The organism is Terrihabitans aquatilis (assembly GCF_052542005.1).
On the sequence record NZ_JBOCUO010000003.1, the window covers coordinates 721,700 to 745,262 of the forward strand.

The 23,563-nt window shown below is 64.9% G+C and carries 22 protein-coding genes; 18 read left to right on the forward strand and 4 right to left on the reverse strand.

Annotated features, from left to right (window positions below):
• Positions 1 to 5 precede the first annotated feature (5 nt).
• Positions 6 to 551 (reverse strand): DUF6101 family protein, encoded by a 546-nt coding sequence (locus ACQ6S1_RS14420; RefSeq protein WP_445041900.1) that lies wholly within the window; start codon positions 549 to 551, stop codon positions 6 to 8.
• A 263-nt stretch (positions 552 to 814) separates the two neighbouring features.
• On the opposite strand from ACQ6S1_RS14420, the gene ACQ6S1_RS14425 reads away from it, so the two are divergent.
• Genes ACQ6S1_RS14425 through lpxK form a run of 5 tightly spaced genes read left to right on the forward strand, consistent with a single transcriptional unit; the run spans position 815 to position 4,929 of the window.
• Positions 815 to 1,642, forward strand: coding sequence for a 3'(2'),5'-bisphosphate nucleotidase CysQ (locus ACQ6S1_RS14425; protein WP_445041901.1), 828 nt, complete (start codon positions 815 to 817; stop codon positions 1,640 to 1,642).
• Between the two features lie 12 nt (positions 1,643 to 1,654).
• On the forward strand, positions 1,655 to 1,900 hold the full coding sequence (locus tag ACQ6S1_RS14430) for a DUF4170 domain-containing protein (RefSeq protein WP_445041902.1): 246 nt from the start codon (positions 1,655 to 1,657) through the stop codon (positions 1,898 to 1,900).
• A 26-nt stretch (positions 1,901 to 1,926) separates the two neighbouring features.
• The gene (locus ACQ6S1_RS14435; RefSeq protein WP_445041903.1) at positions 1,927 to 2,640 is read left to right on the forward strand and encodes a lysophospholipid acyltransferase family protein; all 714 of its coding nucleotides are present in this window, start codon (positions 1,927 to 1,929) and stop codon (positions 2,638 to 2,640) included.
• Positions 2,633 to 3,925: a 3-deoxy-D-manno-octulosonic acid transferase gene (locus ACQ6S1_RS14440; protein WP_445041904.1), complete on the forward strand. Its 1,293-nt coding sequence runs from the start codon at positions 2,633 to 2,635 to the stop codon at positions 3,923 to 3,925. Before ACQ6S1_RS14435 ends, ACQ6S1_RS14440 begins: the two co-directional genes overlap by 8 nt.
• Positions 3,925 to 4,929: a tetraacyldisaccharide 4'-kinase gene (lpxK, locus tag ACQ6S1_RS14445; RefSeq protein WP_445041905.1), complete on the forward strand. Its 1,005-nt coding sequence runs from the start codon at positions 3,925 to 3,927 to the stop codon at positions 4,927 to 4,929. The genes ACQ6S1_RS14440 and lpxK overlap by 1 nt, the downstream gene beginning before the upstream one ends.
• Positions 4,930 to 4,946: 17 nt before the next feature.
• Here the strand turns inward: lpxK and ACQ6S1_RS14450 are convergent, their stop codons facing one another.
• Complete coding sequence (locus ACQ6S1_RS14450) at positions 4,947 to 5,189, reverse strand: DUF2093 domain-containing protein (protein WP_445041906.1); 243 nt, start codon at positions 5,187 to 5,189, stop codon at positions 4,947 to 4,949.
• 110 nt (positions 5,190 to 5,299) lie between these two features.
• Between ACQ6S1_RS14450 and ACQ6S1_RS14455 the strand changes: the two genes are divergently transcribed.
• The 9 genes from ACQ6S1_RS14455 to ACQ6S1_RS14495 all read left to right on the forward strand — a co-directional run bounded on the left by ACQ6S1_RS14455 (position 5,300) and on the right by ACQ6S1_RS14495 (position 17,390).
• Positions 5,300 to 6,274 carry a bifunctional riboflavin kinase/FAD synthetase gene (locus tag ACQ6S1_RS14455; protein WP_445041907.1) on the forward strand — a complete coding sequence of 325 codons (975 nt, stop codon included), beginning with the start codon at positions 5,300 to 5,302 and terminating at the stop codon, positions 6,272 to 6,274.
• Positions 6,275 to 6,330: 56 nt separating this feature from the next.
• Complete coding sequence (gene ileS / locus ACQ6S1_RS14460; protein WP_445041908.1) at positions 6,331 to 9,324, forward strand: isoleucine--tRNA ligase; 2,994 nt, start codon at positions 6,331 to 6,333, stop codon at positions 9,322 to 9,324.
• Positions 9,321 to 9,833, forward strand: a complete 513-nt coding sequence (gene lspA / locus ACQ6S1_RS14465) for a signal peptidase II (RefSeq protein WP_445041909.1) — start codon at positions 9,321 to 9,323, stop codon at positions 9,831 to 9,833. Before ileS ends, lspA begins: the two co-directional genes overlap by 4 nt.
• 47 nt (positions 9,834 to 9,880) lie before the next feature.
• Positions 9,881 to 10,501: a hypothetical protein gene (locus tag ACQ6S1_RS14470; RefSeq protein WP_445041910.1), complete on the forward strand. Its 621-nt coding sequence runs from the start codon at positions 9,881 to 9,883 to the stop codon at positions 10,499 to 10,501.
• Positions 10,502 to 10,649: 148 nt separating this feature from the next.
• On the forward strand, positions 10,650 to 12,011 hold the full coding sequence (locus tag ACQ6S1_RS14475) for a M16 family metallopeptidase (protein ID WP_445041911.1): 1,362 nt from the start codon (positions 10,650 to 10,652) through the stop codon (positions 12,009 to 12,011).
• 38 nt (positions 12,012 to 12,049) lie between these two features.
• Positions 12,050 to 13,375 (forward strand): M16 family metallopeptidase, encoded by a 1,326-nt coding sequence (locus ACQ6S1_RS14480; RefSeq protein ID WP_445041912.1) that lies wholly within the window; start codon positions 12,050 to 12,052, stop codon positions 13,373 to 13,375.
• A gap of 85 nt (positions 13,376 to 13,460) precedes the next feature.
• Positions 13,461 to 14,774: a phosphoglucose isomerase-related protein gene (locus ACQ6S1_RS14485; RefSeq protein WP_445041913.1), complete on the forward strand. Its 1,314-nt coding sequence runs from the start codon at positions 13,461 to 13,463 to the stop codon at positions 14,772 to 14,774.
• 76 nt (positions 14,775 to 14,850) lie between these two features.
• Positions 14,851 to 16,644: a DNA mismatch repair endonuclease MutL gene (mutL, locus tag ACQ6S1_RS14490; protein WP_445041914.1), complete on the forward strand. Its 1,794-nt coding sequence runs from the start codon at positions 14,851 to 14,853 to the stop codon at positions 16,642 to 16,644.
• 134 nt (positions 16,645 to 16,778) lie between these two features.
• Positions 16,779 to 17,390, forward strand: coding sequence for a YceI family protein (locus ACQ6S1_RS14495; protein ID WP_445041915.1), 612 nt, complete (start codon positions 16,779 to 16,781; stop codon positions 17,388 to 17,390).
• Between the two features lie 6 nt (positions 17,391 to 17,396).
• On the opposite strand, the gene ACQ6S1_RS14500 is transcribed toward ACQ6S1_RS14495, so the two are convergent.
• Positions 17,397 to 17,825: a nucleoside deaminase gene (locus ACQ6S1_RS14500; RefSeq protein ID WP_445042033.1), complete on the reverse strand. Its 429-nt coding sequence runs from the start codon at positions 17,823 to 17,825 to the stop codon at positions 17,397 to 17,399.
• Positions 17,826 to 17,892: 67 nt separating this feature from the next.
• On the opposite strand from ACQ6S1_RS14500, the gene ACQ6S1_RS14505 reads away from it, so the two are divergent.
• Positions 17,893 to 19,581 (forward strand): pseudouridine synthase, encoded by a 1,689-nt coding sequence (locus tag ACQ6S1_RS14505; protein WP_445041916.1) that lies wholly within the window; start codon positions 17,893 to 17,895, stop codon positions 19,579 to 19,581.
• 6 nt (positions 19,582 to 19,587) lie between these two features.
• On the forward strand, positions 19,588 to 20,142 hold the full coding sequence (gene rsmD, locus ACQ6S1_RS14510; RefSeq protein WP_445041917.1) for a 16S rRNA (guanine(966)-N(2))-methyltransferase RsmD: 555 nt from the start codon (positions 19,588 to 19,590) through the stop codon (positions 20,140 to 20,142).
• 4 nt (positions 20,143 to 20,146) lie between these two features.
• On the opposite strand, the gene ACQ6S1_RS14515 is transcribed toward rsmD, so the two are convergent.
• Positions 20,147 to 20,683 carry an invasion associated locus B family protein gene (locus ACQ6S1_RS14515; RefSeq protein ID WP_445041918.1) on the reverse strand — a complete coding sequence of 179 codons (537 nt, stop codon included), beginning with the start codon at positions 20,681 to 20,683 and terminating at the stop codon, positions 20,147 to 20,149.
• 271 nt (positions 20,684 to 20,954) lie between these two features.
• Here ACQ6S1_RS14515 and coxB point away from each other — a divergent pair, with 271 nt between their 5' ends.
• Together coxB and ctaD are read left to right on the forward strand one after the other, a co-directional pair.
• Complete coding sequence (gene coxB, locus ACQ6S1_RS14520) at positions 20,955 to 21,890, forward strand: cytochrome c oxidase subunit II (RefSeq protein WP_445041919.1); 936 nt, start codon at positions 20,955 to 20,957, stop codon at positions 21,888 to 21,890.
• Positions 21,891 to 21,916: 26 nt separating this feature from the next.
• Positions 21,917 to 23,524, forward strand: a complete 1,608-nt coding sequence (gene ctaD, locus ACQ6S1_RS14525; RefSeq protein ID WP_445041920.1) for a cytochrome c oxidase subunit I — start codon at positions 21,917 to 21,919, stop codon at positions 23,522 to 23,524.
• Positions 23,525 to 23,563 lie beyond the last annotated feature (39 nt).

Consider the following 23,563-nt stretch of genomic DNA (forward strand, 5'->3'; position numbering starts at 1 on the left):
CTTTCCTACCTCACATAGACCGAGGCCATGGGCTTCGTGCCCATGCGGCGGCGCGATGCGAAGCGCGGTCGGCGCTTGCTGAGAAACGCATGGCGGCGGCGGGCCAGCGGCGTATCGACCACCACATCGCCAAGCCGGCTTTCGGCCGCAAACACATAGCCATCCAGCCCTTCCATCAGAAGGGGGAGGTTGAGGATGGAACCCCACATCCGCCATTCGGCGATCACGTCGCAATCGTCGGATGCTTCGAACAGGGGTACGTCGAGCGCGCGGTCGGCGTGGACGAGGACGACGCTGATGCGATCCTCGGCCTCCGTCAGGCCGGGGATGATCCGAACCACGACGCCGCGATAGCTGGTCAGCGGCAGCTCGATCTTCATCGCCACTGGCCCCAGCCGCCGGGCCAGAACCACGCGCTCCGCGTCCAGGACCACGTTCCGCTGACCGTCGTTCGCCGCCGCATCCGGGCTGACGAAGCGCGCCGGCAGGGCGGCGGGGTCGACGCGGCGGGTGATGCCGAAAGTGGCCTGGACTTCGTTCTGCTGCCTCACGAAGACTCTCCTTCTGTGGCCGCGTCGTGCACGGCTCTCGATCTCATGGCACGACAATGCCAGTCGAGCGGAGCAGAAGGCCTTAAGAGTTCTGGTTAAGCGGAAGTGACCAGAAATAATGGTATAAAATGCTTTGCCGGAATACTAAGAGTAACTTGACGGGTATGATGAACGATTTCTCACTCGCTCATGGCCGCGGGCCTCTTGCTACCGCTCGCCTCAGAGGTTAACCACCGCACACCAAGACGCGTCAGGAGCTATCCTTGGGCTCGGCCATATCCAGCACTGCTCTCCAATCCCTGCAGGCCAATGTCGCGGAGATCATTCGCGAAGCCGGCGACATCGCCCTCGATTTCGCCCGGGACGGGGCGAAGAAATGGACCAAGGGCGACAGTTCCATCGTCACCGAGGCCGACATCAAGGTCGACCGTTTCCTGCAAGCGCGCCTGACCGAGCTCGATCCGGACATCGGCTGGCTTTCGGAAGAGACGACGGACACGCCGGAACGGCTCGAACACGAGCGGGTATGGGTGGTCGATCCCATCGACGGCACGCGCGCTTTCGTGGAGGGCGTGCCTGTATGGGTGGTGTCGATCGGACTGGTCGAGCACGGCCGCCCCGTTCTGGGCACCATTTTCAATCCGACACGCGATGAGATGTTCGAGGCCCTTTCCGGCAGCGGGGCCCGTCTCAACAATGAGGTCCTGTCGGCTTCGGTCCATCCGGAAATCCGGGATGCCCGCGTCATCGGCCCCCGCACCATGATGGAAGGCCTCGAGGGCACTGGCGCATCCGTGGGCATCGCGCGCGCGCCTTATGTCTATGCGCTCGCTTATCGCATGGCCTCCGTCGCGGCGGGCCGTGTCGATGCTGCTATCGCCAGCACCCGCGCGAAGGATTGGGACATCGCGGCCGCCGATCTTATTCTTTCCGAAGCCGGCGGCGCGCTTCTCGAACTCGATGGAACGCTGCCTATCTACAATCGGCCCGCGCCCGTTCACCAGCCATTGATCGGCGCGCGAGAACCCTTGAACGGGGCTTTGCGACTTGCGTTGACCGACGCAGCCCGCCAGACCAACACCTGGGCCTGACAGGAGCCGACAATGACGACCACGACACCGCAGGAACGCGAGTCCACGCAACTTCTCCATCTCGTGTTCGGCGGCGAACTCGACGATATCTCGGGGCTCCGCTTCCGCGATCTGGACGGGCTCGATGTGGTCGGCATTTATCCGGATTATCGCTCCGCTTATGCCGCGTGGAAGGCGAAGGCCCAGGCCAGCGTCGACAATGCCCAGATGCGTTATTTCGTGGTGCACCTGCATCGCCTGCTCGAACCCATGGTCTGAGAAGGCGGCTCGTTGAATCCTTCGCCATGTTGAAGAAGATCGGTCGCACGCCTTTCGTGCTGAACGCGCTCGGCAGCCTGTTCGCGGCCTATGTTCGCGTGGTCGAGAAGACCACGCGCTGGACCGTCGAGCCCGGCAGTTTCGACGCGGCCCTGGCGGCGAACATGCCCGTCATCATCGCGATGTGGCATGGGCAGCACGTCTTCGCGCCGATCGGCTGGCCCAAGGGATATCCCATTGCGGCACTTGTTGCGCGTCATGCCGATGGAGAGATCAATGCGATCGCCGTCGAGAAGCTGGGTGTCCGCACCATTCGCGGCGCCGGTGGCGAGGGCAGCCAGCGCAAACTGTTGAAACGGGGCGGCATGCAGGCTCTTCGCCAGATGATCCGTGCGCTGCAGGAAGGCACCTCGGTGGCGGTCACGGCCGACGTGCCGAAGATCGGCGGCGTCGTGGGGGAGGGGATCGTCGTTCTGGCGAGATTGTCAGGCCGGCCGATCTATCCCGTCGCCGTGGTCACGCGCCGCAAGATCCACTTCAATTCCTGGGACCGGGCCACGCTCAGCCTGCCCTTCGGGCGTGGTGCGATGGTGCTGGGCGAGCCCGTCTTCGTGCCGTCGGATGCCGATGAAGAGGTGATGGAGCGCGCACGTCTGGATGTCGGCCGCCATTTGAACCATGTGCATGCCCGGGCCTATGAGATCGTGGGCGGCGATGTGTGGCAGGACCGCGATGGCTGAGCGCGCCTTTCTCCTGAGCGTTTATCGCGGCCTGCTGTCGATCGCGGGCGCGCCGGCCGCACGCCTCCTGCTGGCCCGTCGTCGCCGGCAAGGCAAGGAGATGGCAGAGCGCATCGGCGAACGGCGCGGGCGTGCCGGCGTCGGGCGGCCGGAGGGTTCGCTGATCTGGCTTCACGCGGCGAGTGTGGGCGAGCTGATGTCCATCCTGCCGCTCACCCAGACGCTTGGCGATCGGGGCGTCCACGTTCTCGTGACAACGGGCACCGTGTCGTCGGCCCGGCTCGCCGAAACGCGCCTGCCGGAGGGCGCTATCCATCAATTCATCCCGGTGGACGTGCCGTCCTACGTTCGCCGCTTCCTGCGCCATTGGCGGCCGGACATCGCGATCCTCACGGAATCCGAGATCTGGCCGAACATGCTGATGGCCTTGAAGCGGGCGGCGATCCCCGTGGTGATCGCGAATGCCCGCATGTCGAACCATTCCTTCCAACGCTGGCGCCGCAGCCCGCGTGCCATCAAGGTGCTGCTCTCGGGCGTGGATATGTGCCTGGCGCAGAGCGACGGAGATGCGGAGCGGCTTCAGGCGTTGGGGGCGCCCAATGTGCGCAGCATCGGCAATCTCAAATTCGATTCGCCACCACCACCGGCCTCCGCTCAGCCTCTCGCGCGCCTGCGTGCCGCGGCATTCGGACGTCGCGTTTTCCTGGCAGCGAGCGTTCACCCGGGTGAGTTCGTCTCCCTGATCGACGTCCACACGGCCCTCCGGGAAGATGTGCGCAATCTTCTGACCATCGTGGCGCCGCGCCATCCCGACAGCGCGGGATTGCTCGCTGCCCAGGTCCAGGCGGCGGGGCTGCGTCCGCATCTCAGGTCGCAGAAGGCCGAGCCCGCGTTCAACACAGATGTCTTCATCGTGGACACGATCGGTGAGCTCGGCCTGTTCTATCGTCTCGCCGAGCTTGCCTTTGTTGGAGGCTCGCTGGTCGAGCACGGCGGCCAGAACCCGATAGAGCCGGCCAAACTAGGGGTGCCCATCCTGCATGGGCCCCATGTGCGCAACTTCACGGACATCTATGGGATGCTGGATGATTGCGGTGGTGCCGTCAGGATCGAGGATGGCGAGGAGCTGCCGACCCAGGTGGCCGAGCTGATGAGCGATCCTTCCCAACGGGAATCGATGAAGCGCGCGGCGGGTGAGGTGATGAAGCAGCACAGCGGCGCGCTGGAGCGCACGCTGACGGCGCTCGATCCCTATCTCGTGCAGCTTTCGCTGAACCGCTCCTGATGCGGACGCCCGGCTTCTGGTCCCGGACGCCGCCAACCCTCTTTGCACGGGCCTTGTCGCCGCTGGGCGCCGTCCTCGGCGCCATAACGGCTCGCCGAATGGCGCAGGAGGGTGCGCCATCGCCGCTTCCCGTCGTCTGCATCGGCAATCCTGTCGCGGGTGGGGCCGGCAAGACCCCGACGGCTCTGATTGTGGCAGAGCTTTTGAAGGGCTTCGGCCACGCCCCGGTCTTTCTCAGCCGCGGCTACGGCGGACGCGCGGTCGGCCCGCTTCTGGTGGACCCGCAAATCCATAGCGCGGCCGAAACTGGCGATGAGCCGCTTCTCCTGGCGCGTACCGCTCCCACAATCGTCGCACGCGATCGCGTGGCCGGCGCATCGCTCGCGGCGGCGCATGGCAGCGTCATCGTCATGGACGACGGTTTTCAGAATCCTTCCTTACGAAAGGATCTCGTGTTTCTCGTGGTGGATGGCGGGAGCGGCATCGGGAATGGGCTGTGTCTGCCGGCAGGGCCGTTGCGCGCGCCTCTCGGCCGCCAATTGCCCCGTGCGCACGCTCTGGTCCTGATCGGAGAGGGTGAAGCGGGAGAGGCCGTCGCCGATCTGGCACGCGCAGCGGCCCTGCCGGTGCACCGCGCCCACCTCGTTCCCGATCCCGAGATCGCGGTCGGCCTCCCAGGCCGTCGCGTTCTGGCCTTTGCCGGAATCGGCCGCCCGGAGAAATTCGCGGACACGCTTCGCCGGACCGGTGCCGATGTTGTCGACCTCGTTTCCTTCGCAGACCACCGGCCGCTGACGGCGGAAGACGCCGCACTCCTTCTCGATCGCTCCCGGCGCGATGAGTTGATCCTCGTTACGACGGAAAAGGATCGGGTGCGGATCGGCCGACCGGCTCAAGGCCCGCTCGCGGAGCTGGCGTCGAGCACGCATGTTCTGCCGGTCACGCTGCGTTTCGAGAAGGAAACGGCGGTTCGGAGCCAGTTGTCCCACCTGCGCGCCGGGTGACGATCAAGTTGCCGGTGTCAGCCGGCCTTTCGCTGCGTCGGCAAGAGGCCCAGTTCCTTCAGCCGGTCGACGGCGATCTGCAGGCTGGCATAGGCCTCCTGCCGGTCTGCCGACCAATAGCGCAATTCGTCCAGCGGAATGGCGGCTCCCGTGATCGCGCAGCGCACGAAACTGCCGGGCTTCATCACGCGGAAATCGCCGTCCAGATAATGCACCTGGGCTTCGCTGCCGGAACGCGGCGGTGGGTCGATCTTGTTCATGGGCTCAGTCCTAATCCCAACGTCGCGCTCTCGTAAATCCCCGCTATGCTTGACCGGACAGGGTCAGGGCGTCAGGTTCCGCGCCGCATCCCCTCCGCTGGATTGTCTTCGTGCCCCTTCGTTCCCCTCGTGCTCTCCCTATCCTGCAACGGCTGGAGGATGTTTCCGACGAGCTGCGCGGGGGCGCCGTGGCCATCGGAAATTTCGACGGCGTTCATCGCGGCCACAAGGCGGTGTTCGATGCCGCCCGACAGGCGGTGCCCGAGGGGCCTGTGGTCGGGATCACGTTCGAGCCCCATCCGCGATTGTTCTTTCGACCCGACATTGCGTTGCCGCGCCTGTCGTCGCCGCGCGAAAAGCATCAGGTACTGGCCCACACGCCGATCGATGCGATGCTGGAACTGGCATTCGATGCGAACATGGCCGAAATGCAGGCGGAGGATTTCGTCGCCCGCGTCCTGGTCGGTGCGCTCGCGGTGCGCACCGTGGTCGTGGGTTTCGATTTTCATTTCGGAAAAGGGCGGGGCGGTTCGCCCACTTTTCTGGCGGAGGCCGGGCCGCGCCACGGCTTCACCACCATCATCATTCCGCCCTATGGCGGTGCCCAGCCGGTTTCCTCCAGCGCCATCCGCGCCCGTCTTGCGGCCGGCGATGTCGAGGGCGCGAATCTCATGCTCGGACACCGTTGGTTCGTGCTCGGCGAGGTGGTGCATGGCGACAAGATCGGCCGCACCATCGGCTATCCCACGGCCAACATCGTCCTGCCAGCCGATACGCCTTTGGCGCAAGGCGTTTACGCCGTGCGGGTCGCGGTGGAGGGGCGGGTCTACGATGCCGTGGCCAATTTCGGCCGCCGTCCGCAATTCCACGAGGACGGTCCTCCTTTCCTCGAGGCTTTCCTGTTCGATTTCAGCGGTGATCTCTACGGCAAGGAACTCGCGGTGGAATTTCTCGCTTATCTCCGGCCGGAGCTGAAATTCGCGGGGGTGGACGAGCTCGTCGCGCAGATGGGCCACGATTCCGAACGCGCACGCACCATCGCCGCCGCGCCGGCCGACCCCGCTATTGCGAGCATGATCGTCTGATCCTTCGCGCGATGCACCTTTCCCATGGCGCGGCCACTTGGTAGAAGCGCCGCGCCATGACCGACACCACACAAGCCGCCGCGTTCGATTATTCCGAAACGCTGTTCCTGCCCAAGACCGACTTCGCCATGCGCGCGGAGTTGCCCAAGCGCGAGCCCGATATGCTGGCGCGCTGGAAGGAGCTGGGCATTTACGAGCGGTTGCGGGAGAAGTCTGCCGAGCGCGAGAAGTTCGTGCTGCACGATGGCCCGCCCTATGCCAACGGCCATCTCCACATCGGTCACGCGCTCAACAAGGTGTTGAAGGATTTCGTGGTTCGCACCAAGCAGATGGGCGGCTTCGATGCGCCCTACGTGCCGGGCTGGGACTGCCATGGCCTGCCTATCGAATGGCGAGTGGAAGAGGAATACCGCGCGGCCGGCAAGAACAAGGACGAGGTGCCGGTCGTCGATTTCCGCCGCGAATGCCGCGCTTATGCCGAGAAATGGATCGGCGTGCAGAGCGAGGAGTTCCAGCGGCTCGGCGTGGTCGGCAAATGGTCCGATCCCTACACCACGATGAAGTTCCGCTCCGAAGCGGTCATCGCGTCCGAACTGATGAAGTTCGCTGCCTCCGGCCAGCTTTATCGCGGCTCCAAGCCCGTGATGTGGTCCATCGTCGAGCGCACGGCACTTGCCGAGGCCGAGGTGGAATACGCCGAGCACACCAGCCCCACGATCTTCGTGAAGTTCCCTATTAAGCATGCTCTTACGTCGCCGAAATCCCACGGCAACCGCTTGATCGGAGAGGTCCCTGCTTCTGAGCCTATGAAGGAAGACGAGGAGCTTCAGCGAGCCTCTGTGGTTATCTGGACCACTACTCCCTGGACGATCCCCGGCAATCGAGCCATCGCTTATTCTGAGGATATTGAGTACAGCCTTTTTCTCGTTACGCAAGAAGGACTTGCCGCGGATAACTGGGTCCAAAAAGGCGATCTTTTAGTTTTGGCGGATGAGCTTGCGGAAAAAACTTTCTCTGCTGCTCGCGTAACCGAATTCAAAAGACTTCGTGGCGTTGATCCTGAGCAAATTACGTTTTGCCAGCATCCCCTTCACGCGCAGGGTTACGACTTCAAAATCCCCGTTCTGCCGGCCGATTTCGTCACCGCCGACACCGGCACGGGCTTCGTCCACACCGCCCCCGGCCATGGCGCCGACGACTACATCCTCTGGATCAAGTCGCAGCGACACATCGCATCGCTCGGCATCAGCACCGCGGTGCCGCATACCGTGCAGCCGGACGGCTCCTATTTCCCGGACGTGCCGCTGTTCGGGGGAACGGGCGTGCGTGTGCTCGACGATAAGGGCAAGGATGGCGGCGCCAACGACGCCGTCATGAAGGCGCTGATCGAGGCGGGCAATCTGCTCGCGCGCGGTCGTTTGCGCCATCAATATCCGCATTCCTGGCGCTCGAAGGCGCCGCTCATCTTCCGCAACACGCCGCAATGGTTCATCGCCATGGATGGGGCGTTGGACGGCGGGGAGGGTGATACGCTGCGCGCTCGCGCGCTTAATGCCATCTCGGACACACAATTCTTCCCGCCGCAGGGCGAGAACCGCCTGCGCGGCATGATCGAGGCCCGGCCGGATTGGGTCATCTCCCGCCAGCGCGCCTGGGGCGTGCCGATCACCGTTTTCGTGAGCAAGGCCACGGGCGAAATCCTGAACGACGAGCGCGTCAACGCCCGTATCCGCGAGGCTTTCGAAGCCGAAGGTGCGGACGCCTGGTTCGCAGATGAAAGCGGCGCACGCTTCCTCGGCAACGATTATTCGGCCGACGAGTACGAGAAGGTCCACGACATTCTCGACGTCTGGTTCGATTCAGGCTCGACACACGCTTTCGTGCTGGAAGGTGAGCCGGCGCTGCAGACGCCCGCCGACATGTATCTCGAGGGTTCGGACCAGCACCGCGGCTGGTTCCACTCCTCGCTGCTGGAAAGCTGCGGCACCCGCGGGCAGGCGCCCTATCTCAGCCTGCTGACGCACGGCTTCGTGCTCGACGAGCAGGGCCGCAAGATGTCCAAATCGCTCGGAAACACCACGACGCCGCAGGACGTCATCGCCAAATCAGGCGCTGATATCCTGCGCCTGTGGGTGGCCGCCGCCGATTATTCCGACGATCTGCGCATCGGCCCGGAAATTCTCAAGACCTCGGTCGATACCTATCGCAAGCTGCGCAACACGCTGCGCTGGATGCTGGGCGCGTTGACCCATTTCGATCCCGCGCGCCGCGTCGATCCAGCCGACATGCCGGAGGCCGAGCGCTACATCCTCCACGAGCTGTGGCGGCTGGAGCAGGAGGTGCGTGACGGTTACGACGTCTACAATTTCCGTCAGTCGCTCTATGCCCTGATGAATTTCTGCACCAATGAGCTGTCGGCGTTCTATTTCGACATCCGCAAGGACACGTTGTATTGCGACCCGCTGTCCTCGCACGCCAGGGCCTCATCGCTTTCCGTCATCGATCTCGTCTTCGATTGCGTGGTGAAATGGCTGGCGCCGCTCATCCCCTTCACCACGGATGAGGCCTGGCTGCTGCGCCATCCCGACGATAACGGCTCTGTCCATCTGGAGGACTTTGCCGCCGTTCCGGACGAATGGCGCAATGATGAGCTCGCCGAGAAATGGGAGCGGATCCGCCGCGTGCGCCGCGTCGTGACAGGGGCGCTGGAAATCGAGCGTTCCAACAAAAGGATCGGCTCCAGCCTGGAAGCGGCTCCGATCGTTCACGTCACGGATGTCGACTTGCGCGCGGCCTTCGAGGGCGTCGACCTTGCCGAGATCTGCATCACGTCCGATGCCGCGCTTCGCCAAAGCGACGGTCCGGAAGATGCGTTCCGTCTGGATGACGTGCCCGGCGTCGCCGTGGTGCCCGCGAAGGCGGAAGGGCACAAATGCGCCCGTTCCTGGAAGATCACGCCCGAGGTCGGCAGCGATCCGGAATTCCCGGACATCACGCCGCGCGACGCGGCGGCGATGCGGGAATGGCGGGCGGCGAAAAACGCCGCATGAATTCTGCCTTTCGCCTCGGCCTCCTGGTCGCACTCGCCACTCTGGTCGCTGATCAGGCGCTGAAGCTTTGGGTGCTGTTCGTCTATGAACTGGCCGGTCGCGGGCGCGTGCCCATCATGCCGTTCATGGATTTCGTGATGGTCTGGAACAGGGGCATTTCCTACGGCCTCTTCCAGCAGGATACGCTCATCGGGCGCCTCGTTCTGCTGGCAGTGTCGGTCATTGCGTCCATTTTCCTCATCTTCTGGTTGAGGAAGGAAAGCTCGCGTTTCACCGCATTGGCGCTCGGGCTGATCCTCGGTGGCGCGGTCGGCAACGCCATCGATCGCGCAGCCTATGGGGCGGTGGCCGATTTCGTTCTGCTCCATGCCGGCAGCTTCGAATGGTACGTCTTCAACATTGCCGACGCCGCGATCGTTGTCGGCGTGGCTTTGCTTCTGTATGGTGCGCTCTGGCGGGGCAACCAGTCGGCAGAGGCGAAAGCGCCCGCGGCTGGGAATGAAGGTTGAAGCGGCTTCTGGGGAGGCCGCTCCGGAACGGGACCGAGCCGAGAGATATGAAACCGATTCTTGCTGTATTTGCCGCGGCTGCGGCCCTGTCGGTTGCCGGTGCGCCGGCGCATGCGCAGACCTTCGACGACATCATGGTCGATCTCGGCCTGCAGTCGAAAAAGGAGCAGCACATCAATTACGGTGAGCGCGCGCCTCTGGTCCTGCCGCCGTCATACGAGGTTCTTCCCCCACCCGAGGACGAGAAGGCCCTGACCGCGGCCAATCCGCAATGGCCGAACGATCCGGATGCCGCCCGCCGCGCCCGGGAGGAGGAGCTTGATCGCGTTCCCGATCAGTTCAAGCGCAAATATTCCGAAAACGCCGCCGAGGAGATCTACCAGATCAACCGGCAGGAGAAGCGCGTGGTGCTCGGCGCGGGCAGCGAATATGAATCCTCTGCCGGCCGTGGAAACCAGGTTCTGAGCCCGAAGGAACTCCGGGCGATCAAGAAAAAGGAAAAGGTGGATCCGACGGTCTTCGTTCAGGAGCCGGAGCGCAAGCGTCTCACTGATCCGCCGGTCGGCTATCGCACACCGTCGCCGAACCAGCCTTACGCGGCGAATATCGACCCGAAGACGGGCGAGCCGAAAAAGAGTTTCTTCTCCAAGCTCAACCCCTTCAACTGACGGGGAAGGGCCGCCGCGCACGCATAAGTGATGGCGGCCCATTCCAGCCGGCGCGTTCGTGCCCATATGATGCCTTAGCTGTGATGGACACACGCGCCATTCCCGGCCTCGCACCCCTCCGGTCTTTATGAAGAAGCTCTTCCGCACCATGACCAACGCATTCATCGGCGCTGCCTTGTGCGGTGCCGCCTTCGGCTCGGCTGCCATGGCGCAGACCGCAACGGGCGTCAGCCCTCAGGTGGACACCTTCACGCTCGGCAACGGGCTCGAGGTCGTTGTCGTGCCGGACCGCCGTGCCCCGGTCGTCACGCACATGATCTGGTATCGCGCCGGTTCGGCGGACGAGCCGCGCGGCAAGTCGGGCATCGCCCATTTCCTCGAGCATCTGATGTTCAAGGGCACGAAGACGCATCCGGCTGGCCAGTTCTCGAACACGGTGTCCGAGCTCGGTGGGCAGGAAAATGCGTTCACGTCCTATGATTACACGGCGTATTTCCAGCGCGTGCCCAAGGATGCGCTGAAGACGGTGATGGAGTTCGAGGCCGACCGTATGACGAATCTCGTCCTCACCGACGAGGTGGTGCTGCCCGAGCGTGACGTCATCCTGGAAGAGCGCCGCATGCGCACCGACAGCGACCCATCCGCCCAGCTCTCCGAAGCCGTTTCGGCCACCCTGTGGATGAACCATCCTTATGGGCTCCCGATCATCGGCTGGGAGCACGAGATGCAGACCCTCAATCGCGAGGACGCCATCGCGTTCTACGAGCGGTTCTACACGCCCAACAACGCCATCCTTATCGTGGCGGGCGATGTCGACCGCGCGGAGGTCGAGAAACTGGCCGGCGAGACCTACGCAAAGGTGCCGCGTCGCTTCGAGACGCCGAAGCGCGAGCGCCCGCAGGAGCCGCGCCAGCTCGCCGCGCGCGAAGTGACCCTATCCGATCCACGCGTGCGTCAGCCCAGCGTGAGCCGCGTCTATCTTGCGCCGAGCTATCGCACGGCGGAGGGCGATCAGGCTTATGCTCTCGACCTGCTCTCGGTTGTCCTCGGCGGCGGCTCGACGAGCCGTCTTTACCGCGCCCTTGTGGTGGAGCAGGGCGTGGCGGCTTCCGCCGGCGCCTATTACAGCGGCACCGCTCTGGATACCAACCGCTTCGCCGTCTATGCGCTGCCGCGCCCCGGCATCGAACTGCCGGCTCTCGAAAAGGCCATTGAGGGCGAGATCGCCCGCCTCATCAAGGATGGCGTGACGACGGAAGAACTCGACCGCGCCAAGACGCGCCTGATCGCGGATACGATCTACGACCTCGACAGCCAGGCCTCGCTTGCCCGCACCTTCGGCGCCGCGATGACCACGGGCATGAGCGTGCAGGACGTGATCGACTGGCCGCAGCGCATCAAGGCCGTGTCCGCCGAGGATCTGGTGAAAGCCGCCCGCGAGGTCCTGGTCGCACGCCAATCCGTGACCGGCCTGCTGGAATCCGCACCGTCTGCCGGGGAGGCGCAATGATCCGCCACGGCCTTCTCTTCCTTGCGATGAGCATCCTGATGATTCACTCTGCATCCGCTGCGGCGAAGATCGAGCGCGTGGTTTCTCCCGGCGGTATCGAGGCGTGGCTCGTTTCCGAAAACACGGTCCCGCTGATCTCCATGGAATTCGCCTTCCGTGGCGGCTCGGCGCAGGACGATCCGGTAAAGCCGGGTGTCGGCAATCTGCTCTCGGGCCTGCTCGATGAGGGCGCGGGCGATCTGGATTCGCAGGCCTTCCAGCAGCGCCTGGAGGAGACGTCGGTAGAACTGGCGTTCGGCGCCACGCGCGACAGCTTCGACGGCAGCCTGAAGACGCTCGCCGAGAAGAAGGACGAAGCGTTCGAATTGCTGCGCCTTGCGGTCACCGAAGCCCGCCTTGACGCCGAGCCCATCGAGCGCATCCGCGCCCAGACGCTCGCCCGCATCCGGCACAATTCCACCGATCCCGGCGACATCGCGCACGAAGCTTTCGCCGCGGCCGCCTTCCCGAACCATCCGTACGGTCTGCGCACCATCGGCAACGAGGAGAGCGTCGCCGCCATCACGCGCGACGACCTCATGAACTTTCGTGCGAAGAATTTCGCCCGCTCCAATCTGGTCGTTGCCGTGGTCGGTGCGATCGATGCCGCGACACTGGGCCCGGCACTCGACCGCATTTTCGGTGCATTACCGGCAGAGCCCCAGCTGAAGGCAGTGGCGGAGACGACGCCGCAGAACATCGGCGAAAACCAGATCATCGATCTCGATGTCCCGCAGACCACCATCCTGTTCGGCCGCAGCGGTCTCGTGCGCGATGATCCGGATTACATTCCCGCCGTGGTCATGAACCACATCCTCGGTGGTGGCACGTTCACCTCGCGCCTGTTCAGCGAAGTGCGTGAGAAGCGCGGGCTGGCCTATTCGGTCTATTCCTACCTCGATCCCATGGATCGCTCCGGCATCCTTGCCGGCGGCGTGGCCACCAAGAACGAGCGGGCAGGCGAGGCGATCGCTCTTATCGAGGAGCAGTTCAAGACCTTCGCGGCGGACGGCCCGACCGAGGACGAACTGGTCAAGGCAAAGAAATATCTGACGGGCTCTTACGCGCTGAACTTCGACTCTTCCGTGAAGATCGCGCGCGGCCTCAAGCAGATTCGTCTGAACCGCCTGCCGATCGACTACATCGACAACCGCAATGCGCTGATCGAGGCCGTCACGGTGGACGATGTGAAGCGCGTGGCAGCACGGCTCCTCGGCAACGGCGATCTTCTCGTCGTTGCCGTGGGGAAGCCTGTCGGCTTCGGTTCGGAGAGCCGTGGTGGCATTGACCCGGCAGCGGCGAAGGAAGCGGCGCCGGCGCAATAATCGCGCCGGTACAACCGATTGTCGCTTCTCCTTCGTGCAGCGTGCGCTAGGTTAACACCCGTCATTTCACAATGCGGGAACCAACATGTCCGTCACCCAGAACGTCGACCGTGCCTTCACGTCTTCGATCGGGGAGGGGGGCATCCCGGATGCCGCTTATGCGGCCAGGCTTGAGGAAACCCGCGCGGCGCTCGATTGGGTGCGCGCGGCCTATCGCGACAACACGCTCCCGATCCTGCGGATGCCGGAGCACACGGAGGACTTGCCGGCCATTCGCGACATGGCCGCGCAGATCGTCGCCGGCGCGAGCGATCTCGTCTTCCTCGGCACCGGCGGGTCAAGTCTCGGCTGCCAGGCGCTGGCGCAATTGGCCGATTACAACGTTCCGGGCCTCAGCTTCTTTCGCGACGGTCCGCGCCTCCATTTCCTCGACAATCTCGATCCGCTGACGCTGGACGCCCTCCTGCGCAAACTGCCTCTGAAGACCACGCATTTCGTGGCGACGTCGAAATCGGGCGGCACCGGCGAAACGATCCTGCAATGCATCGCGGTCATCGAGGCGCTGCGCAAAGCGGGCTTCGGCGATGAGATCGGCCGCCGCATCTTCGGCATTTCCGAGCCCGAGACGTCCAAGCGCAACGCGCTGCGTGCGTTGCTCGAGCCTTTCGGCGTGGGCTTTCTTGAGCATGATACCGGCGTCGGCGGTCGTTTCTCGGTCCTCACCAATGTCGGGCTGCTGCCGGCGCTGGCAGCGGGTCTCAATATCGAGGCAATCCGTGCGGGCGCGGGCGCGGCATTGAAGCCCGTGCTCGACGGCGCCGAGCCGAAGGACGTGCCGTCGGCCGTGGGTGCGGCGCTGCAGATCGCTGCCGCTGACGACAAGCGCAACATCACCGTCATGATGGCCTATGCCGACCGGCTGGAACGGGCCAATGCCTGGTGGGTCCAGCTCTGGTCGGAAAGCCTCGGCAAGGACGGCAAGGGCACCACGCCCCTGCGTGCACTCGGTCCTGTCGATCAGCACAGCCAGCTGCAGCTCCATCTCGGCGGCCCGCGCGACAAGCTCTTCACAGTGGTCACCACCGGCGTTGCGGGCTCGGGGCCGGTTCTCGATCATGATCTTGCGGAACGGGCGTGCGAGCCCCTGTTCGCCGGCAAGAGCGTGGGCGATCTCGTGGCGGCCCAGGGCCGTGCCACGGCCGATACCCTGGCCAAGAACGGTCGCCCGGTGCGGACGCTGCACATTGAGCGCCTGGACGAGCGTTCGCTTGGCGAATTTCTCATGCACTTCATGCTGGAGACGATCATCGCCGGCCAGCTTCTCGGCGTCGATGCGTTCGACCAGCCGGCGGTGGAAGAAGGCAAGATCCTCGCCAAGAAATACCTCGCGGAGGCCTGAGCCCGTCGGCCACTATCCCCAGGCGTGAGGATCACCGCTTGCCCTTGAAGGAGCGAGCGGTGATCCTCCTCGAATCATGACCATCCGCCGCCTTCCCGAAAACCTCGCCAACCGCATCGCCGCGGGCGAGGTGGTGGAACGCCCGGCCAGCGTCGTGAAGGAGCTGGTTGAGAACGCGCTCGATGCCGGCGCAAGGCGCATCGAGATCGCCCTGCAGCGCGGCGGCAAGGACCTTATCCGCGTGGTCGATGACGGCCACGGAATGGCGGCAAATGATCTGCCGCTGGCGGTCGAGCGTCACGCCACGTCGAAATTGCCCTCCGACGATCTGCTCGACATCCGTTTCCTGGGCTTTCGCGGCGAAGCATTGCCCTCCATCGGCTCGGTGGCGCGCCTCGCGATCACCTCGCGTCCGGCGGACGCGGAACATGCCGCTCGACTGATCGTGGAAAATGGCTTGGTGGGTCAGATCGCGCCCGCCGGGCATCCACACGGCACCCGGATCGAGGTTGAGCATTTGTTCGGCCTTGTCCCCGCGCGGCTCAAATTCCTGAAATCCGATCGGGCCGAGAATGAGGCCGCCGCCGAGATCGTGCGCCGGCTCGCCGCGGCTCATCCCGAGATCGATTTCACTCTGGCGCTCGATGGGCGCACCATCCGTTTCGCCGCCCAGGATTGGACCCCGGCGGGCATGCGCGCACGCCTGTCGGATGTGGTCGGTCGCGATTTCCATGACAACGCGCTGGATATCCACGCCCAGCGGGAAGGCTTCGCCCTGACAGGGCTCGCCGGTGTGCCGACCTACAATCGCGCGACGGCCGCGCATCAATTGTTTTTCGTCAATGGCCGGCCGGTAAAGGATCGCCTGCTGCTCGGCGCTCTGCGTGGCGCCTACAGCGATCTCATTCCGCGCGACCGGCATGCCGTGGTCGCGCTGTTCATCGAGGCAGACCCGCGCGAGGTCGACGTCAATGTCCATCCGGCAAAGGCCGAGGTGCGTTTCCGCGATTCGGCTTTGGTGCGGGCCCTGATCGTCTCCGCTCTTCGCAATGCTCTCACGCAGGGTGCGACGCGCGTCACCAGCACGGGCACGGAATTCGCCGAGAGCCGATTCCGTCCGCTCGCCTCTTCCGCGCAATCCTGGGCGCGGCCGATGCCGCTGCGTCCCGCGCCGCCCCGGGAAGCCGCGCTAGCCTTTGCCGAAGCCGGGCCCGGTCTGTTCGAGCGGCAGGCGGGTTTCGACATGCCGCCCTCCGCAGATCCCCGTGCCGACGCCACACCGGACGAGGCCATCGCCTACCCGCTCGGCGCGGCAAAGGCCCAGATCCACGATACCTACATCGTTTCGCAGACCGAGGACGGCCTCGTCCTCACCGACATGCATGCGGCTCACGAGCGCCTGATCTTCGAAGCCATCAAACGCACGCGAGGCCGGCCGCAGACGCAATTGCTTCTCGTACCCGAAATCGTGGATCTCGCTCCGGCGGAAGCCGAGCGTGTCGCCGCGTCGGCCGATGATCTTGCGGCCCTTGGCCTCGTGATCGAATCGTTCGGTCCTGGCGCGGTTCTGGTGCGCGAGACCCCGGCGGCGCTCGGAGATTTCGACGTGGCGAATCTTATCCGCGATCTCGCCGACGGCCTCGCCGAATGGGGCGCGGCCCTGCCGCTTCAGGAGCGGCTCGACCGGCTTGCCGGCACGTTCGCCTGCCATCATTCGATCCGCGCCGGCCGTCGCCTCAAGCCCGAGGAAATGAATGCGCTGCTGCGCCAGATCGAGGCCGAGCCGCTGGCCGCGCAATGCAATCACGGCCGCCCCACCTTCGTGACGATGTCGCGTGCCGATCTGGAACGGCTGTTCCAGCGCCGCTGATGCCGCGCGTCTGCACGCATAAACATGCCGTGATGCAACGAGGGCGGGCTAGCTTCCGCCGCTTTGTCCGGCTTTGCTGCAAGTCTCTCCGCTGCTTGGCAGCGCCCAAAACCCATGATGCGAGGACCATCGCCATGAAGCAGATTCTGATCGCCACCGGCGTTCTGTGCGCCACTGCATTGCCCGCCTTCGCACAGGCCCAAGGGGTGCCGGGCGCCGCGGACACGAGCCGCGTCACCGCTGGCACCTACAGCGCCGATCCGGCCCACTCGCAAATCGTGTTCACCGTGGATCATTTCGGCTTCAGCGACCTGTATGGAATGTTGGGCGCCTCGTCCGGCACCCTGACGCTGGACCCGAAGGCGCCGGAAAAGGCCTCTGTCGAGATCGAGATCCCGATCGACGGCGTCGTTTCCACCAGTCCTGAATTCGTCACCCATCTGAAGACCGCCGATTTCTTCGATGCGACGAAATTCCCGACCGCGACCTTCAAGTCCACGAAGGTCGAGATCGATGGCGACGATGCGCGCATCACCGGCGACCTGACGCTTCACGGCGTGACGAAGAGCGTCGTCCTCGACGCCGATTTCTCGGGCGCCGGCACCAATCCGATGAACAAGAAGGAAACGATCGGCTTCTCCGCCGAGACCACGATCAAGCGCAGCGATTTCGGCATCGGCAAATACGTGCCGGCGGTCAGCGACGAGGTCGAACTCGACATCACCGTGGCGTTCGAGAAGAACTGATAAAATTCAGCGCCTGCTGCGGAAGAAATCCCGCAGCAGGCCGCGCGCCTCGGTCTCGGCGAACCCGCCATAGACGTCCGGCGCGTGGTGGCACACCGGCTGCTCGTAGAGGCGCGGCCCGTTCACCACGCCGCCGCCCTTGGGATCGTCGGTGCCGAAATAGAGCCGCCGGATGCGGGCGAACGAGATCGCCGCCGCGCACATGGGGCAGGGCTCCAGTGTCACCCACAGATCGCAGTCGATCAGCCGTTCCGACTCGAGGATCCGGCCCGCGGCGCGAATGGCCAGCATTTCGGCATGGGCGGTGGGGTCGCAGAGCTCGCGCGTGCGGTTGCCCTCAGCGGCCAGGATCTGGCCCTCGCACACGATCACCGCGCCGACCGGCACCTCGCCGCGTTCCCCTGCCTTGACGGCTTCTTCCAGGGCGCTTGCCATGACGTCGCGACGCGGCATGTTCTAACTTCCTCTTCGCGCCGGACGGATCGCGTGATAGGCGAGCGCCATGACCGACATCAATGAACCGAAGGCGGGCGGAAAAGCCGCCGACGCCGAGAATGCCCGCATCGCAAAAGTGATCGCCCGCGCAGGCCTTGCCTCCCGCCGCGATGCCGAGTTGATGGTCGAGGAGGGCCGCGTCGCCGTCAACGGCCGCACGATCACCACGCCCGCAACCAATGTCGGGCCGGGCGATCGCGTAACCGTGGACGGCCAGCCGCTGCCCGCGCGCGAGCGCACCCGCCTGTGGCTCTATCACAAGCCGCGCGGCTTGGTGACCACTGCGAAGGATCCCGAAGGCCGCCGCACGGTCTTCGAGGTGCTTCCGCGCGAACTGCCGCGCGTGGTGTCGGTCGGCCGCCTCGATCTGAACACCGAGGGGCTGCTGCTTCTCACCAATGACGGCGGCCTGGCCCGCGTCCTGTCGCATCCCGACACCGCCTGGCTGCGGCGATACCGTGTGCGCGCCTTCGGCGAGGTCACGCCCGATGTGCTGGAGGGGTTGCGCAAGGGTGTCGAGATCGATGGCTTCAGCTACGGCCCCATCGACGCCGAGATCGACCGCCGCACCGGAGACAATGTCTGGCTTACACTTGGATTGCGCGAGGGCAAGAACCGCGAGGTTCGCCGCGTCCTCGAGCATATCGGGCTCGTGGTGAACCGCCTGATCCGCGTCTCGTTCGGGCCGTTCCAGCTCGGTGACATGGCGGAAGGCACGGTCGAGGAAATCCGCACGCGCTACCTGCGTGACCAGCTCGGCAGTCTCGCCGATGAGGCCGGCTGCGATTTCGACGCTCCGGTGGTCGATCGCACACAGGTCAAGGCGAAGCGACCGATGCGGGATGAGCCGCGCGAAGGAGTCCGGCAGACCAATGCCCTGACGACGGATCGCAAGGGCCGCCGCGTGCTGGTCCAGCGTATCGAGAAGGAAAAGCCGGTGCGCCCCTCCCGTCCGATGGGAGATCGCCCGCCGCGTGACGATCGCGGATTTGGCGAGCGCCGCCCTGATGGACGTTCACCGCGTCGCGACAATGACGCGCCTCGTGATCACCTTTCCCGCGAGGACCGCTCGTCCGCGCCGCGTCCGCCCCGGCCGGATCGGGATTCCCGTCCGCAGCGTCGGGACGACGAGGGCGGACAGCGTCGCGGTGGGACAGGCGGACGCCCTGGCCGCCCCCCGCAGCGTGAACGGGATGGGGAAGCCCCCCGTTCGTTCCGCCCCCGCGAGACCCGGGCTGACAATGGCCGGCCCTCGCGCGGCGAGGGGGGAGACAGACCGCCCCGGCGTGATGGCGACGCCCCGCGCCCGTTCCGGTCTCGGCCGGATCGCCCGAGCGCAGGTCCCGCTTCCGAAGGCCGCCGTCCGCCGCGCGAGCACGGAGATGCCCGACCTTCGCGCCGCGATGACGGCGCGCCGCGTACACCCCGCAACAGGGACGACCGTCCGGATCGTTCCGGACCGCCGCGCGAGGGACGTCCTCCGCGCCGCGACGGCGAAAGACCGGGCTTTGGTGGGAAACCCCGGGCCGGCGGGGATCGCCCGTTCGGCGGCCAACGCACGGAACGGCCACGGGACGGATCCCCCGGCGGGCGGGGGCCCGGCTCCGGTCCGAATCGGCCCGGCGGAGGTCGTCCGACCGGTGGCAAGCCTCGGCCATCGGGCGGTGGTGGCGGTAAGCCGCGCACCAGAGGCTGACGAAAATTGCGGATCGTTGCAGGCCGGTTCAGAGGGCGCGCGCTCCTGACGCCGAAGACCTCCACCATCCGGCCCACCTCGGACCGGCTGCGTGAAGCGCTCTTCAACGTGCTGTCGCACGCCTATGACGATCCGGTGCGCGATGCCCGCGTGCTGGATCTGTTTGCCGGCACGGGAGCGCTGGGCATCGAGGCCCTGTCGCGCGGCGCGGCCCATGTCCAATTCGTCGATGACAGTGTGGAGGCGAGGGGCCTTCTGCGGGGCAATGTCGAGGCGTTTGGCATTGCCGGCATTTCGCGCATCTTCCGCCGCGACGCCACGAAGCTCGGCACGGCACATCCGGTCGCGCCGTTTTCCCTCGCCTTCGCCGATCCGCCCTATGGAAAGGGCCTTGGTGAGCAGGCGCTTAAATCGGCGCGTGAGGGAGGATGGCTCGTCCCCGGCGCCCTCGTCGTGATGGAAGAGGCCGCTGACATCGCGTTCGAGCCGCCGTCTGGGTTCGTCCCTCTCGAAACGCGCACCTACGGCGATTCGCAGGTCATGTTCCTGCGGAACGGCTGATCGCTTATTTCAGCGAATCGTATCCCGGCCCGAATCCGTTCAGCGAGACCGGCACGCCGATACCTTCCTCAGGCGTCTGGAAGATGATGAACACGGCGTTCTGGCCGTTTCGCAGCTTGCCGATCAGGGCATCGTCCAGCACCACCTCGGCCACGCAGCCGTCGGGCAGGCAGCGCACGAAGCCGGCGCGTCCGATTTCCGCGTCATCGATTCGAAGGCCGAGGCCAGCCGGCAGCAGAACGCCGAGAGGTGCCAGGATTCGCAGCAGGCGGCTCTGATTGTCGGCCGTCTTCAGCACGATGATCGAGAGGCCGACATTGGGACGGTCTTCCGCGGTCACGCTCTGCACGAGTGCGCATTGCTCGCCTTGCGCGCCGGGAGGCGTATCGCAGCGGATTTGCCAATCACCGTGGCTGGCGCGCACGGCCCCTTGCGCGGCCGCCGGCAGCGTCGCCGATCCGAGAGCGATCGTTCCCGCCAGCAACACCGCGAGAGCATGACGCAGGCGCGGAATTCCGGTGCGGCGCAGGGAAATAGACATTGGCAGCTCGGCTGTTCTGATCGGGGCCGCATCATGCGGCAACATCCCGGTTCCGCCTAGCATGCGGTCGCGACGAGTCAAGGGCAGCACTGTGGCGGAGCGAAGGCGCGCAGCGGAATGGATTGTTTCGCGCCCATATGCCGCATAGACTGGAACTGCACCAAAGTTGCGGCTTTGTCGCCTTTGTGTTTGAACGGCAACCTCCGGCCAGGGGCTGCCGCCCTATGGCAGGTTTCTTCATGCTTTCGCCTCTGAGGAGTGCGCCCCGGACATGACCCCAGGCATCGCCTCTCGGCTGACCGCCGTCTCGCTTTTCGCCCTTTTCGCGGCCCCTGCGATGGCCGGTACGGGGCAGCCGTCTCCCTGGCAGATCAACATGCAGGGCGCTGTCACGCCCATTGCCGAGCAGATGCACGGCTTCAACACGTTCATCACCATCATCATGGTCGTGGTCGTGCTGTTCGTGCTGGCCCTGCTGATCGTCTGCGCCGTCCGCTTCAACGAGAAGAAGAACCCCGTCCCATCGCGAACCACTCACAACACCCTCATCGAGGTGGTGTGGACGATCGCTCCGGTGATCATTCTGATCGTGATCGCGGTGCCCTCGTTCCGCCTTCTGTTCGCGCAATACGACATGCCGGTCGCCGACCTCACCATCAAGGCCACGGGCAAGCAATGGTATTGGTCCTACGAATATCAGACCGCGTCCGCCCCCACGGGTGAAGCGGCTCCGGCAGAGGGTTCCGCCGAGGCACCGCAGGCCGCCGTCGAGAAGGCCACCGATCCGGAGGCCGGCGCGCTCGATTTCGGCTTTGATTCGGTCATGGTCCAGGAAGCCGATCTGAAGGAAGGTCAGCCCCGTCTGCTCGCCACTGACAACGACGTGGTCGTGCCGGTCGGAAAGGTGGTTCGGGTTCAGGTCACCGCGGCTGACGTGATCCACTCGTTCGCCGTTCCTTCGTTCGGCATCAAGGTGGACGGTGTTCCCGGCCGCCTGAACGAGACGTGGTTCCGCGCCGATCGCGAGGGTGTCTATTACGGCCAGTGCTCCGAGTTGTGCGGCCGCGACCACGCCTTCATGCCGATCACCGTGCGTGTGGTCAGCGAAGCCGAATACGCAGTCTGGCTCAACGAAGCCCGGCAGAAATTTGCAATGAACCCCATGCCGCAGATCGTTGCTGACGCAACGGTTTCGGCAAGCCGCTGATCAGGGTCGGGAGAGGTAAAGCGATCATGGCGAAGAGCATAGCCGTCGGTCACGAACACGCGGCGCACGCCCACCCGACGGGTTGGCGCCGCTGGGTCTATTCGACCAATAATAAAGACATCGGCATCATGTACCTGATCTTCGCGGTGTTCGCGGGGATCGTGGGTGGCGCGCTGTCGATCGCCATTCGCGCGGAACTGCAGGAGCCGGGGATGCAGATCTTCGGCGACCCCCATATGTTCAACGTGTTCACCACGGCGCACGCTCTGGTCATGATCTTCTTCATGGTCATGCCGGCGCTGATGGGCGGCTTCGCCAATTATTTCGTACCGCTGATGATCGGCGCGCCCGACACGGCGTTCCCGCGCATCAACAACATCGCGTTCTGGCTGCTGATCCCGGCCTTCATCCTGCTCATCATCTCGATGTTCGTGCCCGGTCCTGCCGGCGCCAACGGTGCGGGCGGCGGCTGGACGATCTATCCCCCGCTCTCCACGTCGGGCCAGCCGGGGCCGGCCATGGATTATGCCATCCTGGCTCTGCATATCGCGGGCGTCTCGTCGATCCTGGGCGCGATCAATCTGATCACGACCATCTTCAACATGCGCGCTCCGGGCATGACGCTGCACAAGATGCCCCTGTTCGCCTGGGCCGTGCTGGTTACCGCCTTCCTGCTTCTGCTGTCCCTGCCGGTTCTGGCGGGCGCGATCACCATGCTGCTGACGGACCGCAATTTCGGCACCACCTTCTTCGCTCCGGCGGGTGGCGGTGATCCGATCCTGTTCCAGCACCTGTTCTGGTTCTTCGGTCATCCCGAAGTCTACATTCTGATCCTGCCGGCCTTCGGCGTCATCAGCCACATCGTGTCGACGTTCTCGCGCAAGCCGGTGTTCGGTTATCTCGGCATGGCCTACGCCATGGTCGCGATCGGCGTGGTCGGCTTCGTGGTGTGGGCCCATCACATGTTCACCTCGGGCATCTCGGTAAACACGCAGGCCTATTTCGTGTTCGCCACCATGGTGATCGCGGTTCCGACGGGCGTGAAGATCTTCTCGTGGGTCGCCACGATGTGGGGTGGATCGATCTCGTTCCGCACGCCGATGTACTGGGCGATGGGCTTCATCTTCCTGTTCACGGTGGGCGGCGTCACCGGTGTCGTGCTGTCGAACGCAGGCATCGACCGTTACCTCCACGACACCTATTACGTGGTGGCGCACTTCCACTACGTGCTGTCGCTCGGTGCCGTGTTCGCCATCTTCGCGGCCTGGTACTATTGGTTCCCGAAGATGTTCGGCTACATGTACTCCGAGAAGATCGCCAATCTGCACTTCTGGGTCACCTTCATCGGCGTGAACCTCGTATTCTTCCCCCAGCACTTCCTGGGCCTCGCCGGCATGCCGCGCCGGTATGCGGATTATCCGGATGCATTCGCGGGCTGGAACTACGTGTCTTCCATCGGGTCGTACATTTCCGGCTTCGCGGTTCTGATCTTCCTCTACGGCGTGTTCCACGCTTTCGCCCGCAAGGTTCCCGCTGGCGACAATCCGTGGGGTGAGGGCGCAACGACACTGGAATGGACGCTGTCGTCTCCGCCGCCCTTCCATCCGTACGAGACGCTGCCGCGCGTTCAGTAAGGTCGCGCGGACGGCAAAAGAGAACACACCGGTCGGGCC